12 protein-coding genes and 1 tRNA gene are annotated in these 13554 nt (G+C 68.9%); 2 read left to right on the top strand and 11 right to left on the bottom strand.

Going from position 1 to position 13554, the window contains the following annotated elements:
- Positions 1 to 96 precede the first annotated feature (96 nt).
- The gene (locus tag LJ725_RS15215) at positions 97 to 1662 is read right to left on the bottom strand and encodes an ABC transporter substrate-binding protein (RefSeq protein WP_230551495.1); all 1566 of its coding nucleotides are present in this window, start codon (positions 1660 to 1662) and stop codon (positions 97 to 99) included.
- Positions 1663 to 1750: 88 nt separating this feature from the next.
- Here LJ725_RS15215 and LJ725_RS15220 point away from each other — a divergent pair, with 88 nt between their 5' ends.
- On the top strand, positions 1751 to 3199 hold the full coding sequence (locus tag LJ725_RS15220) for an amidohydrolase family protein (RefSeq protein ID WP_230551496.1): 1449 nt from the start codon (positions 1751 to 1753) through the stop codon (positions 3197 to 3199).
- Between the two features lie 122 nt (positions 3200 to 3321).
- Here the strand turns inward: LJ725_RS15220 and lon are convergent, their stop codons facing one another.
- From lon to LJ725_RS15245, 5 genes are all read right to left on the bottom strand, one after another.
- Positions 3322 to 5727, bottom strand: a complete 2406-nt coding sequence (gene lon, locus LJ725_RS15225; RefSeq protein ID WP_408015742.1) for an endopeptidase La — start codon at positions 5725 to 5727, stop codon at positions 3322 to 3324.
- Positions 5724 to 6146, bottom strand: a complete 423-nt coding sequence (locus tag LJ725_RS15230) for an Hsp20/alpha crystallin family protein (RefSeq protein ID WP_230551497.1) — start codon at positions 6144 to 6146, stop codon at positions 5724 to 5726. Before LJ725_RS15230 ends, lon begins: the two co-directional genes overlap by 4 nt.
- A 54-nt stretch (positions 6147 to 6200) precedes the next feature.
- A complete protein-coding gene (locus LJ725_RS15235) occupies positions 6201 to 7082 on the bottom strand; it encodes a DMT family transporter (protein ID WP_230551498.1) in 882 nt (293 codons plus the stop codon).
- A gap of 14 nt (positions 7083 to 7096) precedes the next feature.
- The gene (locus tag LJ725_RS15240) at positions 7097 to 7519 is read right to left on the bottom strand and encodes a DUF4864 domain-containing protein (RefSeq protein WP_230551499.1); all 423 of its coding nucleotides are present in this window, start codon (positions 7517 to 7519) and stop codon (positions 7097 to 7099) included.
- 79 nt (positions 7520 to 7598) lie between these two features.
- Entirely contained in the window at positions 7599 to 8339 is a 741-nt protein-coding gene (locus LJ725_RS15245) for a hypothetical protein (RefSeq protein ID WP_230551500.1), read from the bottom strand.
- Positions 8340 to 8670: 331 nt separating this feature from the next.
- Here LJ725_RS15245 and LJ725_RS15250 point away from each other — a divergent pair.
- Positions 8671 to 8747: transfer RNA gene (locus LJ725_RS15250), tRNA-Arg, on the top strand.
- An 83-nt stretch (positions 8748 to 8830) separates the two neighbouring features.
- Here LJ725_RS15250 and LJ725_RS15255 read toward each other — a convergent pair.
- From LJ725_RS15255 to ccoG, 5 genes are read right to left on the bottom strand one after another with little or no spacing between them, the layout of a single operon-like run.
- Positions 8831 to 9031 carry a hypothetical protein gene (locus tag LJ725_RS15255; protein ID WP_230551501.1) on the bottom strand — a complete coding sequence of 67 codons (201 nt, stop codon included), beginning with the start codon at positions 9029 to 9031 and terminating at the stop codon, positions 8831 to 8833.
- 25 nt (positions 9032 to 9056) lie between these two features.
- A complete protein-coding gene (gene ccoS, locus LJ725_RS15260; protein WP_068194737.1) occupies positions 9057 to 9203 on the bottom strand; it encodes a cbb3-type cytochrome oxidase assembly protein CcoS in 147 nt (48 codons plus the stop codon).
- The gene (locus tag LJ725_RS15265) at positions 9203 to 11572 is read right to left on the bottom strand and encodes a copper-translocating P-type ATPase (RefSeq protein WP_230551502.1); all 2370 of its coding nucleotides are present in this window, start codon (positions 11570 to 11572) and stop codon (positions 9203 to 9205) included. Before LJ725_RS15265 ends, ccoS begins: the two co-directional genes overlap by 1 nt.
- Positions 11569 to 12054 (bottom strand): FixH family protein, encoded by a 486-nt coding sequence (locus LJ725_RS15270; RefSeq protein ID WP_230551503.1) that lies wholly within the window; start codon positions 12052 to 12054, stop codon positions 11569 to 11571. Before LJ725_RS15270 ends, LJ725_RS15265 begins: the two co-directional genes overlap by 4 nt.
- Before the next feature lie 11 nt (positions 12055 to 12065).
- A complete protein-coding gene (gene ccoG / locus LJ725_RS15275; RefSeq protein WP_230551504.1) occupies positions 12066 to 13535 on the bottom strand; it encodes a cytochrome c oxidase accessory protein CcoG in 1470 nt (489 codons plus the stop codon).
- Positions 13536 to 13554 lie beyond the last annotated feature (19 nt).

Raw genomic sequence — 13554 nt, forward strand, 5'->3', positions numbered from 1 at the left:
GGCGTGCGTCTCGAAGGATGGGCAATGGACGTGGTGCTCGTGCCGACCCTTCGAGACGCGGTCCAGCGGACCGCTCCTCAGGGTGAGGTGCCAGGTCTACTGCGCCTTCTTGATGTTCCAGAAGACCGGTGCCGGCGAGGTCAGGTTGCCGGTCACGGTCTTGCGGATCGCCATCGGGATGTTGAATTGGCCGAGCTGGGCGAAGGTCGGATACTCCGATTCGCGCACCTGGACGGCGGTCGCCAGCTCTTTGCGCTTGGCGGGATCGGTCGTCTTGGCGAAGGCGTCGCGCAGTTCCTCGATCTTGGCGTCGCACGGCCAGCCGATCGCGGCCTTGTCGCAGGCGGCGCCCACGAAGGCCGACACGATCGGGTCAAGCAGGTCGGCCGACACCCATGACGTCATGAAGCCGCTCCAGCCGCCGGCATTCAGAGGCTCCTTGCGCGAGCGGCGCGCCAGAACGGTCTGCCAGTCCATCGCCTGCATGTCGACGACGAAGCCGCCGCGTTCCAGCAGCGACTTCGCGATGGGAGTCAGGCGGCCGGTGTTGGTGTCGGTGGCGAACAGCAGCACGACCGGCGTGCCGTCATAGCCTTCCTGTTTCAGGATCTCCTTCGACTTGGCGAAGTTCGAGTTGAGCTTGTCCTCGAAGCCCGCGTCGGTCGCATATTGCGTGCCGCAGATGAACAGCGCCTTGCATTCCTTGAAGTATCGCGGGTCGTTGATGCCGGCCAGCAGGAAGTCCTTCTGGTTCAGCGCATAGAGCGCGGCCTGGCGGATCTTCGCATTGTCGAACGGCTTGTGCAGCACGTTGAAGCGCAGGCTGTACTGGCTGCCGAGCGGGTTGAGATCCTTGATCTCGATGTTCCTGTCCTTCTCGATCAGCGGCAGCATCTCGATCAGCGGCTGTTCGAGGATGTCGATCTCGCCGGTCATCAGCGCGTTGGCCGCGGTCTGCGGATCGGGGATGTTCACCCATTCGACCCGATCGACGTAGACGTTCTTGCCGCCCGAGAGGGCCGAGGGCGGCTCGGCGCGCGGCTTGTAGTCCTTGAACTTGTCGTAGATCGCCTTCTCGCCCGGCCGCCACAGGTCGGCGCGGAACACGAATGGGCCGGAGCCGATGAACTCCTTGATCTGGGTGTTGCCCGGCGTCTCGGCCACGCGCTTGGGCATGATGAAGGGCACGTTCGAGCTGGGCTTGCCGAGGGACTCGATCACGAGCCCGTAGGGCTCGTTGAGGGTGAGCGTGAAGGTCTTGTCGTCGACGACCGCCAGGCCCTTGGTGAAGCTCATGAGCTTCTGTCCCATCGCGTCGCGCGAGGCCCAGCGCTTGATCGAGGCGATGCAATCTTCCGCCGTCACCGGTGCGCCGTCGTGGAACTTCAGGCCGTCGCGCAGGGTGAACGTGTAGGTGAGCTTGTCGTCGCTCACCTTCCAGCCTTCCAGCATCTGCGGCTTGACCGCGAGCTTGTCGTCGACCGCGAGCAGCGTGTCGTAGATCATGTAGCCGTGGTTGCGCACGATGTAGGCGGTGGTCCAGATCGGGTCGACGATCTTGACGTCCGAATGCATGACGACCTTCAGCGTCTGCGCCTGTGCCGCGCCCGAGACCAGTGCCGCCGCCGTGGCCGCGAGCGCCGCCCATTTCATCTTCCGCATGACCTGCCTCCTTGTTCTATCGTTGTCCCGATTCTATCGTCCCATTGCGGTGCCTATGCAACAGGCATGCCTTGTGGGAGAGCAGACCATGGACAGCCGGCCCGATTCGATCCGTAACGTCTCCTGGGCCGTCGTCCGGGATGGTGCCGAGAAGCGCCACGTCTATCGCCGCGAGGTCGACCTTCATCTGAAGGACGGCAGCATCGTCGAGATCACGCCGGCGGGGGCGAAGCCGTCGGGACCGGCGGAGACGGTGATTGATGGGCGCGGCATGCTGGCATTGCCGGGCCTGATCAACATCCACTCGCATCCGTCGACCGAGCCGGGCTATCGCGGCGTGCGCGAGGATCACGGCGTGCCCGAGCAGCAGATGACCGGCCTGATGGAGCGGCTGCAGGCGTTCCGCTTGGGCGACGACGGTCGTCAGGGCGCCGCGACGATGGCCTATTCGGAGATGCTGCGCGCCGGGACGACCACCGCCTGCGACGTCACCGTGCCGTTCGAGGGCTGGCTGGAGACGATGGCGCAGAGCGGCATGCGCTTCCATGCGGCGCCCACCTTCGCCTCGGCGCGCTGGGGCATGGCCGCGCCGCAGACCGTGACGTGGAAGTGGGACGAGGCGGCGGGCTTCGCGCAGTTCGAGAAGGCCAAGCGCGTCATGGACGAGGCCGAGGCGCACAATTCCGGGCGTCTCTCGGCCGTGGTCTTTCCCGCCCAGATCGACACGGTGACGCCGGAACTGTTTGCCGCCGGCCGCAAGCATGCGGATGAAACGGGCCGCCGCTTCTCGACCCATGTCGGCCAGTCGGTCGTCGAGGTGCGCGAGATGATCCGCCGCCACAACATGACGCCCATCCAGTGGGCCGCGCAGAACGGACTGATGAAGTCCGACACGATCATGGCGCACTGCATCCTGCTGGACGACCATCCGCAGATCGCCTGGCACACGCGCAAGGACCTCGACCTGATCGCCGAGGCGGGTGCCTCGGTGGCGCACTGTCCGCAGCCCTTCGCGCGCTATGGACTCGCCATGGATCATGTCGGCCGCTATCGCGCACGCGGCGTGAATGTCGGCCTCGGCACCGACTGCGCGCCGCACAACCTGATCGAGGAGATGCGACTGGCCATCGTCGCCGGCCGCCTGATGAGCGAGGACATCCGCAGCCTCGACACCGCCGGCGCCTTCGAGGCGGCGACCTTTGGCGGCGCGGCCGCGCTCGGCCGCGACGACATCGGCGCGCTGGCGCCGGGCATGTCGGCCGACATCGTACTGGTCGACCTCAACCATCCGCTGATGCAACCGGCGCGTGACCCGCTGCGCTCCTTCGTCTTCCACGCCGCCGATCGCGCCGTGCAGACGGTGATCGTCGATGGCGAGGTGGTCCTGAAGGACGGCGATCCCGTCCATCTCGATCCGAAGGCCGCCATGGAACGTCTGGCCGAGGCGCAGGCCCGCATGCTGCGCGACTCGGTCAAGCTCGACTATGCGAACCGGCCGGGCGACCAGATCTCGCCGCTGTCGCTGCCGATTGCGTGATTTCCCTCAGGCTCCTCTCCCCCCGATAGGGGGGAGAGGCTGGGTGAGGGGGCGGCGCACCTCCTATAGCCCACTCACCTAACCTCTCCCCCCTATCGGGGGAGAGGAACATGAGAGGAGGCTCAGCCCTCTTCGCTTTCGTCCGGCGCGTCGGGCGTCAGCGCCTGTGCGACGGCGTCGTCGACCTTCTCGAGCCAGATGAACTCGAGCGTGTTGCGGACCTCCTCGGGGATGTCGTCGTAGTCGCGTCTGTTGCGGGCCGGCAGCATCACGCGGGTGATGCCCGCAGCCGCGGCGGCCACGACCTTCTCCTTGATGCCGCCGACCGGCAGGACGAGGCCGCGCAGGCTGATCTCGCCGGTCATCGCCGTGTCGCTGCGGATGGTCCGGCCCGTCATCAGCGAGGCCAGCGCCATGAACATCGCCACGCCGGCGCTCGGCCCGTCCTTGGGCGTCGCCCCGGCCGGCACGTGCACATGGATGTCGTTCTTCTCGAACAGCGCGGCGTCGATGCCGATCGACTTGGCCTTGTTCTTGATGACGCTCAATGCCGCCTGCGCACTCTCCTTCATCACGTCGCCGAGCTGGCCCGTCAGGATCAGCCGGCCGTTGCCGGGCGAGCGCGTCGCCTCGATGAACAGGATGTCGCCGCCCACCGGCGTCCAGGCGAGACCGGTGGCCACGCCGGGCACGCTGGTGCGCATCGCCACGTCGTTGTCGAAGCGGACCGGTCCCAACAGTTCCTCGATGTCGGCCTTGCCGATCTGCACCTTAGTGGCCGTGCCTTCGGCCACCTGCACCGCGACATGGCGCAGGGCGCGGCCGATCTCGCGTTCGAGCCAGCGCACGCCGGCCTCGCGCGTATAGCCTGCGATGATCAGCTCCAGCGCCTCGTCGTCGATGCCGGCCTGTTCGGCGGTGAGGCCGTTGGCCTCGAGCTGGCGGCGCACGAGATAGCGCTTGGCGATCTGCAGCTTCTCGCCCGCCGTGTAGCCGCTGAGCTGGATGATCTCCATGCGGTCGCGCAACGGGCCGGGGATCGTGTCCAGCATGTTGGCGGTCGCGATGAAGACGACGCGGCTCAAGTCGAACGGCACGTCGAGATAATTGTCGCGGAACGTGCCGTTCTGCTCGGGGTCCAGCACTTCGAGCATCGCCGCCGACGGATCGCCGTGGACGCCGCTGCCCATCTTATCGATCTCGTCGAGCATCATCACGCAGTCGCGCGCGCCCGCCTTGCGGATCGCCTGGATGATCGTGCCGGGTAGCGCGCCGATGTAGGTGCGGCGATGGCCGCGGATCTCGGCCTCGTCGTGGACGCCGCCCAGGCTCACGCGCGCGAACTTGCGGCCCATCGCCTTGGCGATCGACTGGCCGAGCGAGGTCTTGCCGACGCCCGGCGGTCCCGCGAAACACAGGATCGGCGCCTTGCCCTCCGGCGCCAGCTTGCGCACGGCGAGATACTCGACGATGCGCTTCTTGATCTTCTCAAGGCCGAAATGATCGGCGTCGAGCACCTTGCGCGCCTCGGCGATGTCGATCGGCTGCGTCTCGGGCAGCGCCCAGGGCAGCTCGACCAGCGTGTCGAGATAGGTACGGATCATGCCGTGCTCGGCCGACGCCTCGGGCGTGCGCTGCAGGCGGTGCAGTTCCTTGCGCGCGGCGGTCTCGGCCTCCGGCGGCATCTTCGCCTCGGTGATCGCCTTGTCGAGATCCGCGATCGCCTGCTTGTTTGAATCGTCCTCGCCCAGCTCGCGCTGGATGGCGGCCATCTGCTCGCGCAGCACCATCTCGCGCTGGCGGGCGTCGAGCGAACTCCTGGTCTTGCTGCCGATCTCGCTGCTGATGCGCAGCACCTCCAGCCGCTTCGAGAGAAGCTCAGTGACCTTGTCGAGGCGTGGCACGAGGTCGATCGCCTCCAGCACCTCCTGCTTCTCGGCCGGCCTGGAATCGAGATAGGAGGCCGCGAGGTCGGCCAGCGCACCTGCGGATGTCGTGTTCTCGACGGTCTGACGCAGCTCCTGCGGGACCTGCGGCAGCAGCTCCAGCGTCTCGCGGATCTGCTGCTTCAGGACGAGGAAGCGCGCCTCGATCTCCGGGCCCGAGGTGGTCGGTTCCGCGAGATGCAGGCCGCGCGCCAGCATGAACGGGTGGCCGTCGACGAAGTCGGTGATGCGGAAACGCTGCACGCCCTGGCAGACGATGTGATGGTTGCCGTCGGGCGTCGTGACGTAGCGCAGGATGTTCACGACCGTGCCGACCGTGTGCAGGTCGGCAGGCACGAGTTCTTCCTTCGTGGCCTCGCGCTGCAGCACCAGCAGGATCTGGCGCTGTTCGCGGACGGCCTGCTGGATGGCGGCGACCGACGAGGGCCGGCCGACACTCACCGGGAAGACCATCTCGGGGAACAGCACGAGGTCGCGCACCGGCACGACGATCAGCGCGTCGGACGGCAGCGGCTTCATATCCGGTTTGGTTTCGGGCATGGGGGCGTTCACCGGCTTGCCGGCATCGTCCTGCGGGCTCATGGCTGCCTCCGCATGCCGGCCTTGGCGAGCGTCACCGCCAGGCAACCGTTGACCTCGAAGCGGCGCACTTCGCCGTAGCGCCCGGGTGGCAGGTCGATGCGGCGCTCGAAGCGGCCCTGCGGCAATTCCATGCGATGGATCTTGGCGGTGCGCAGCTCGGCGGGGACCGTGCGCTCGCCCGACAGGACGAGCGTGCCGTTCTCGATCACCGCTTCCACCTGCCGGACGTCGACGCCCGGCAGCGCCGCAAGGATCAGCACCTCGCGCTCGGTCTCGAGCACGTCGACAGGAGGCTCCCAGCTCGCGCGCAGCCGTCCGGCCGTCTGCGGCCGGAAGACCTGATGATGCATGCGTTCCGCCTGCGCCAGCATCTGCAGCGCTTCGGCCCACATCCAGTCGCGTGGATCGCCTTTTGCCATGACCCGGGCCTCCAATACCCACACCAATGTGGGAATTGGATCGGCTCGCGACAACTACCGCTGTCGGCCCGGCACCAGGGCGAGCCAGAGCGAGATCACGGTCGAGCCGATCGCCACCGCCTGCAGCGCGGAAAGCGGTTCCTTCAGCAGCAGGATGCCGCTCACGATGGCCACGATGGGAATGGCGATCGACGAGAGCGCGGCAACTTGCGCCGGCAGCAGCTTGACCAGCGTGAACCAGGTCGCGGTGCCCAGCGCCATCGGGATCGCGCCGGTATAGATCGTGGCCGCGAGCGCCTGCGTCGAGGGCCAGTGCTTCGGCAGCCCGTCGAACACCAGCGCGCCCAGGGCGATGGGGGGCAGTGTGATCAGCACCTGCCAGAAGGTGAGCGACAGGCCCATGCCGGACCAGTTCGTGCGCTTCACCACGAATGTGCCGACAGCCCAGCAGAAGCCCGCCAGCAGCCCCCAGAACAGGCCGAGCGGCGCGGAGGCGTAGCTCTTGAAATTGGGAATCATCAGTGCGGCGACGGCCGCCGCGCCGATCGCGATGGCCGCCAGCAGCCGGCCGGTGAGCTTCTGTCCGAACACGACGAAGCCCAGCACGGCGACCCACAAGGGCATGGTGTAGGCCAGCACCGACGCATGGCCGGACGGGATGTAGAGCACGGCGAGCGAGGTCGCGATGTTCCAGATGCCGATGTTCATCGCCGAGGCCAGGATCAGCGCCGGCCACTTGCCCTTGGGAACGGCGAAGCTCTCGCGACGAATTAGCAGGATCGTCGTCAGCATGATCACCGCCGACGACAGGACGAGGGCGCGGAAGGTGAAGACCGGCAGCTCGTCGAGCGCGATCCGGAACAGCGGCCAGTTGGTCCCCCAGACGAGGGTGAGCGCGCCGAGCAGAGCCAGCACCTTGGGCGAAACGCGGGACATGAACGGTCGACGGATCAGGCCTGGTGTTCTTCCGGCGCCTGCAGGTAGCAGCCTTCGATGCGCCAGCTTCCGTCGGGTTGCTGCGACATCGGATAGAAGGCGGTGACCGGTCGCCCGTCGGGGCCGACCACATGGACCTTCTGCGTCGGCATCCCGTGCAGCGTGACGATCTCGCGGAACTCGAAGACCTGCGGTCGGTACACCGGACGATAGCCCTGTCGCACCATCTCCATGAAGGTCTCGGAGGTGCCGAACAGGCTGCGGATGTTGGGCGAGGCGAAGCCGAAGGCGGCCTCGCCGTCGTCGCGGCGGAAGGCCTCGACCTGGCCCTCGATCACGCCGCGGATCGCGGTCTGGTCGGCCGGAGAGACCTGCGCCGCCGCCGGCAGCGCGAGGCCGACGATCAGGCCGAGAAGCAGAAAGAAGCGGGCACCCATGCGCGCGACTGTACGCCCGGGGCCCGGAGCGCGCGACTGCCGACCGGGCAGACCAGCCCTGAGCTCGGAGAGGCGGCGGCTACTGGAGGGGAACGGGGCGCCGCGTCGGCGGCGCGACGGTACCGGGCTGGCCGGCGGGCGAGGCGCCCGGCGGCGCGCCGAGACGGCCGACGTTCACGTTGTAGGACAGGGCGGCCAGGTTGCTGCGCTCGCGGCCGAGGAAGGTATTCTCGCGCGCGATCTCGGCGTTGAGGTCCACGATCAGCCGGTCGATCTGCTGCATCGAGCGCCTTGTCTCGGCCTCGATGGCGCGCAGGTTGCGGTGATCCTCGTCGACCGCGCCGCCGACCCGGTAGGTCGCGCGCACGTTCTCGAGCAGGTAGCCCGCCACCGACGCCTGGGTGGTCACCTGGCTGGCCAGCGAATTCAGCGAGCCCACGCCGATCGTCACGGCGTCGAGCTTGCCCTGCGCGGCGTTCCACTGGTTCACGAGATCGGGGTTGCCCGGCGTCGTGCCGGCCTGCAGGCGCGCGGTGATGCCACTCACCAGTCCGGAATAGGTGCGGGCGTCGCCGGCCAGCTGTCCGCGCGTGGCGTTGAACTGGGCCTGCTGCGTGGCGATGCCGTTGCTGAGCGCGGCCTGGTCGCTGCGCAGCTGCTCGATGCTCTTGCGGACCGTCATCGTGCCGGTCTGCGTGATGGCGGGGTTGGAATTCGGAGGAGAGGAACTGGCGGCGGGCGCGAAGACGTTGGCCTGGTCGCAGCCGCCCAGAACGATCATCGCCAGGAGAAGCGCGGATCGTTGAACACTTAGCGCCATCTTCGGCCTCGAACCTGCCCCGGTACCATCGATCAGGGGCTCCGATCCGGCGCCCGGCTGCAGGCCGTGCCGAGCCGGGGCACGTGCCCCCAAATCCAGATGGCAGTCATGCTAACTTAAAGCAAGCAAAACCGACAAGGCCGGATTCCGGAGGCGGCAGAATGACTTGGCGGATGTCCTGCGTCCGTGCCGGCGGTCGTTTCCGGCGGGCGATTCGCCCGACATGGGGCGCCGCGTCGCAGCCCCGAATCCCGTCGTCCCCGGCTTGCAACGCCGGACCAGTTTCATTAGGTTGCGCCCTTCTTCGCCGGACCCCTCGGGGTTCGGCCGTGCGCCCGTAGCTCAACTGGATAGAGCATCTGACTACGAATCAGAAGGCTGGAGGTTCGACTCCTTCCGGGCGCGCCATTTCTCTTCAATCGACAAGACACTGACAGCCTGCACTCGCCGACGCGAGTACAGGGCCATCAGACTTCGGGCGATGCCCGATCCTACGGCTGCTCGCGCGCCGTATTGGGACCGCGTTCGGCCTCGTCGTAGGCGGTCTTGATCATCCACCAGCAGAACAGCACGCCGAACAGGCTGAGCGAGAGGCCGAAGGCCAGGATGCCGAAGTCGCGCGCGGCGCCCGCCATCAGCAGGCCCGCGAGGCCGAGCAGGCCGGCGAAGATTCCCATGATCCAGTGAGACATGTCGTTTCTCCTCTAGGTGTCGTCTCTATTTGTCGTCGTCGTCGAACAGGATGCGGCCGGCCGCCCCGTCGGGGTCGTCGTACTGGCCGTTGCGCAGCGCCCACAGGAAGGCGGCGAGCGCGAGCAGACCGAGAAGCAGCGCGACCGGCACGAGGACCAGCAGGCTGTCCATCAGCGCAAGCCCTTCGCCGGACGTCCCGCGCCGAGGCGGAGGGCGTTACCGATCACCAGCAGCGAGGAAGACGACATCGCCACCGCGGCGACGAGCGGCGTGACCTCGCCCAGGATCGCGAGCGGCACGGCGCTGAGATTGTAGAGCAGCGCCAGCGCGAGGTTCTGACGCACCAGCCGGTCGGCGCGGCGCGCGACGTCGAGCGTCTCGACCGCGGGCGCGAGGGCATCGCCCTGGAACACGGCATCGGCGGCGTTCTGCGTGGCCTCGGCGGCGCTGGTGGGCGACAGCGAGGCATGCGCGGCGGCCAGCGCCGGCGCGTCGTTCAGCCCGTCGCCGATCATCATCACCTTGCGTCCCTCGGCCGCCAGCGCGGCGAGGCGCTCGACCTTGGCCGCGGGCGTGGCTTCCGACCGCCAGGTCGCGATGCCGGCGGCGCGCGCGGCTTCCGCCACCACGGCCGGCCGGTCGCCGGACAGGAGTTCGACCTCGAGGCCGCGCGCCTGCAGCGCCGCGACGGCCTCGGCCGCATCGGACCGCAGCCGGTCGGCGAAGGCGAAGCGGTACGGCGTGTCTCCTTCGCGCACGAACCACAGTTCGGACCGCCCGTCGTCCGCCGGCGCGGCGACGCCGCAGAAGGAGGCCGAGCCCAGCCGGCTGTCGTGTGTCGCCAGTCCCTGACCGGCATGTTCGACGACGCCCTCGGCGGGTGCCACGTCGGGCAGGGCGCGCGTGAGGGCGCGGGCCAGCGGATGACGCGAGGCGGCCGCCAGCGCTGCCGCGCGCCGGCAAACCTCGGCGTCGGCCGGAGCATCGACGAGTTCTGGCCGGCCCAGGGTCAGCGTGCCGGTCTTGTCGAACACGACATGATCAATCCGGGCCAGCCGTTCCAGCGCGGTCGGCGAGAGCAGCAGCACGCCCGAGCGGAGCAGCCGCGTGCTGGCGACCACCTGCACGACCGGCACCGCGAGCGCGAGGGCGCAGGGGCAGGTGATGATCAGCACCGCGGTGGCGACCAGCAGCGCGCGGTCCCAGGCGAGGCCGCCCAGCAGGAACCAGCCAAGGAAGGTGAGCAGCGCCGTGGCGTGCACCACCGGCGCATAGGCGCGCGCGACGCGATCGGCGAGGGCCACGAAGCGCGAGCGGCCGCGCTCGGCCGCCTCGACCAGTCGCACGATTTCCGCCAGCAGCGTGCGTTCGCCGGCAGCAGTGACGCGGACGCGCAGGGCGGCGCCGAGATTGACCATGCCGGCGAAGACCCGCGAGCCCGGCGCCACCGCCTGCGGCACGCTCTCGCCGGTGACCAGCGCGGCGTCGAGCGTGGAGGTGCCCTCGCTCACCAGCCCGTCGGCGCCCAGCCGCTCGCCGGCGGCGACCAGCAGCACGTCGCCCGGCACCAGCGCATCGACGCGCCGCGCGGCGGTGCCGCCCTCGGGCAGGACGACCGTCGCGGTGCGGGTGGTGAGCGCCATCAGCGCGCGCACCGCATGCCGTGCCCGGCCGCGGGCCCGGCGATCGAGATAGCGGCCGATCAACAGGAAGAAGAGGAGCGTGATCGCCGAATCGAAGTAGGCATGCTGCTCGCCCGCCCACGCTTCGTGCAGGCTGACGAGGCAGGCCAGCGTGACGCCGATCGAGATCGGCACGTCCATGTTGGTGCGGCCGGCGCGCAGGGCGGCGAAGGCCGAGCGGAAGAAGGGCTGGCCGGCATAGGCGACGGCGGGCAGGGCGATGGCCGCGGACAGAAAGTGGAACAGCGTGCGCGTCGCCTCGCCCATCGAACCGTCATGGCCCGACCAGACGGCGACCGAGAGCAGCATGACGTTGGCCGCGGCGAAGCCCGCGACCGCCAGGGCGCGCAGGAGATCGCGCGCCTCGCGATCGTCCTCCGCCGTGACGGCGAGCGCGTCGTAGGGCGCGAGACGGAAGCCGAGCGCCGCCACCAGCCCGGCATGGGCGTTGGCCTCGGCCGGCGAGCCGCGCCAGGCGAGCGACAGGCGCCGCGTCGACAGGTGCACGCGCGCCTTCGTGACGGCCGGGTTGCGGGCCAGCAGGCTCTCGATCAGCCAGACGCAGGCCGCGCAGTCGAGTCCGTCGACCAGCAGTTCGAGCGTGCATTGGTCCTTGCCGTTTTCGCGCGCATGGCTCGCGAAGTCGATCTCCAGCGGTTCGGGCCGTCGCGCCCGCCGTTCCTCGAGGCGCGCATAGAAGCCGCCCAGGCCGGCGGCGCCGATGATGGCGTGCGCACTGGCGCAGCCGCTGCAGCAGAATTCGTCGTCGCCCCGTCCGCGCACCGGCGCGCCGCAATGCGCACAGGCGTGCGCCGTGCGGCTTGCGGTAGGTGCGGCGAAGAGGGCGGCGTCGGTCACTTGAGGAACATCCGCTGCGTCTGCGCGAAGCGCTCGCCGTCGCGCTCCACCACGATGTCGAGGTCCCAGTTGCCGCGTGCGGGCAGGTCGACATGGCCGGCGTGACGGCCGCCGTCGACCGCGGCCAGCGCGACGCCGATGGGCGGGCGCTTCTCGGCGGGTCGCACCAGCTCGACCGTGACGCGCGCTCCCACCAGCGGGGCGCCGCTGCGATCGGTCAGGGTGAGTTCCAGCCGGTCGCTCTCGGGCCGCCACTGCGGGGCGATGCGCCAGCCGAGTGTATCGCGCGCCTGCTGGGCGGCGACGACGTCGTTGTAGTGCAGGCCGCGGTCGCGCGGCTTGGGCGTGTAGAGGCCGGAGAAGGAGCCGACGGCGAACCAGATCATCGTGCCGTTGACGGCGATCACGATCGCGAAGCCCAGGACGAACAGCCAGGGGATGTGGCGATCGCGGCGGCTGTCTGCGGGGACGGCGACGGTCATGGCGTTTCTCCTCAGCGGGCTGGTCCGACGAACACTGCGTCGTGCGCGGCGCGGGTCTCGCTCTCCGCGTCGCGGATGCCGAAAGCGATGGGCCGCGTCCCCGACGGCGCGGCCGACGCCGGCACCGTCACGAAGACGCGGAAGGTGCCGACCGTGTCGGGATGCACGGCGAGTTCGGCTTCGCCGCCCTCGGTGCCGGCGCCGACGACGCCCAGCGTCGCCTGCGGCAGGCCGGACACGGAAAGCCGGTAGCGGTGCTCCTGGCGCTGCTTGTTCAGGATCTTCACCGTATAGGCGTTGCGGATGTCGCCGTTGGACAGGCGCACGAAGTTCGGGCTGCGGTCGCGCTGGACCGTCAGCTCGGCGGTGGTGCGCAGCACGAAGGCCGTCAGGAAAATCGCCGACACGACGAGCAGCAGGCCGGCATAGAGCACCGTGCGTGGCCGCACGGGGCGCCAGGGCGCCCGCTGTCCGCCCTTCGTCCGCTCCTTGACCTGCTGGTTGGCCAGCGTGTCCCAGCGGATCAGGCCGCGCGGGCGGCCGACCTTGTCCATGGTCTGCGTGCAGGCATCGACGCAGAGCGAGCAGCCTATGCATTCGATCTGCTGGCCGTCACGGATGTCGATGCCGGTCGGGCAGACCGCGACGCAGAGGTTGCAGTCGACGCAGTCGCCACGGCCTTCCCAGTCGTCGCCCGCCTTGTGCTTGCCGCGCTTCTCGCCGCGCCACTTCTGATACGTGACGATCAGGCTCTGCTCGTCGAGCATGGCGGCCTGGAAGCGCGGCCAGGGGCACATGTAGGTGCAGACCTGTTCGCGGGCCCATCCCGCCAGGACGTAGGTGGTCGCGGTGAACAGGCCTACGAAGGCATAGACCTCCGCCGACGCCTCGCCTCGGAGGATCTTCACCAGCGTGCTCGGCGCATCGACATAGTAGAAGACCCAGGCGCCGCCGGTCGCCGCGGCGATGACGAGCCAGGCCGCATGCTTCAGCGTCTTGCGCGCCGCCTTCGCAACCGACATCGGCTGGCGGTCCATGCGCATGCGCTCGTTGCGGTCGCCCTCGATCAGCCGCTCGACCCACATGAACAGGTCGGTCCACACGGTCTGCGGACAGGTGAAGCCGCACCACACGCGCCCGAACAGCGAGGTGGCGAGGAACAGACCGAAGGCGGCGAGGATCAGCAGGCCGGTGACGAAGTAGACTTCCTGCGGCCAGATCACCGTGTCGAAGAACCAGCCGCGCCGCCCGTCGAGGTCGATCAGGATCGCCTGGTTGGGCGCATCCGGGCCGCGGTCCCAGCGGATCCACGGGACGAGGTAGTAGATGCCGAGCAGCAGGACGAGCACGGCCCACTTGATGCGCCGCCACTGTCCGGCGACGGCGCGCGGGTAGACCTTGATGCGGGTGACGTAGAGCGGCAACGCTTCCTTCTGCTTGCGCAGGGAAACCGCTTCGTCGTCGCGGACGCGATTGTCCATGGTACGCCTGTCTGCATCG

The organism is Reyranella aquatilis (genome assembly GCF_020880995.1).
GTDB classification, from domain to species: Bacteria; Pseudomonadota; Alphaproteobacteria; order Reyranellales; family Reyranellaceae; genus Reyranella; species Reyranella aquatilis.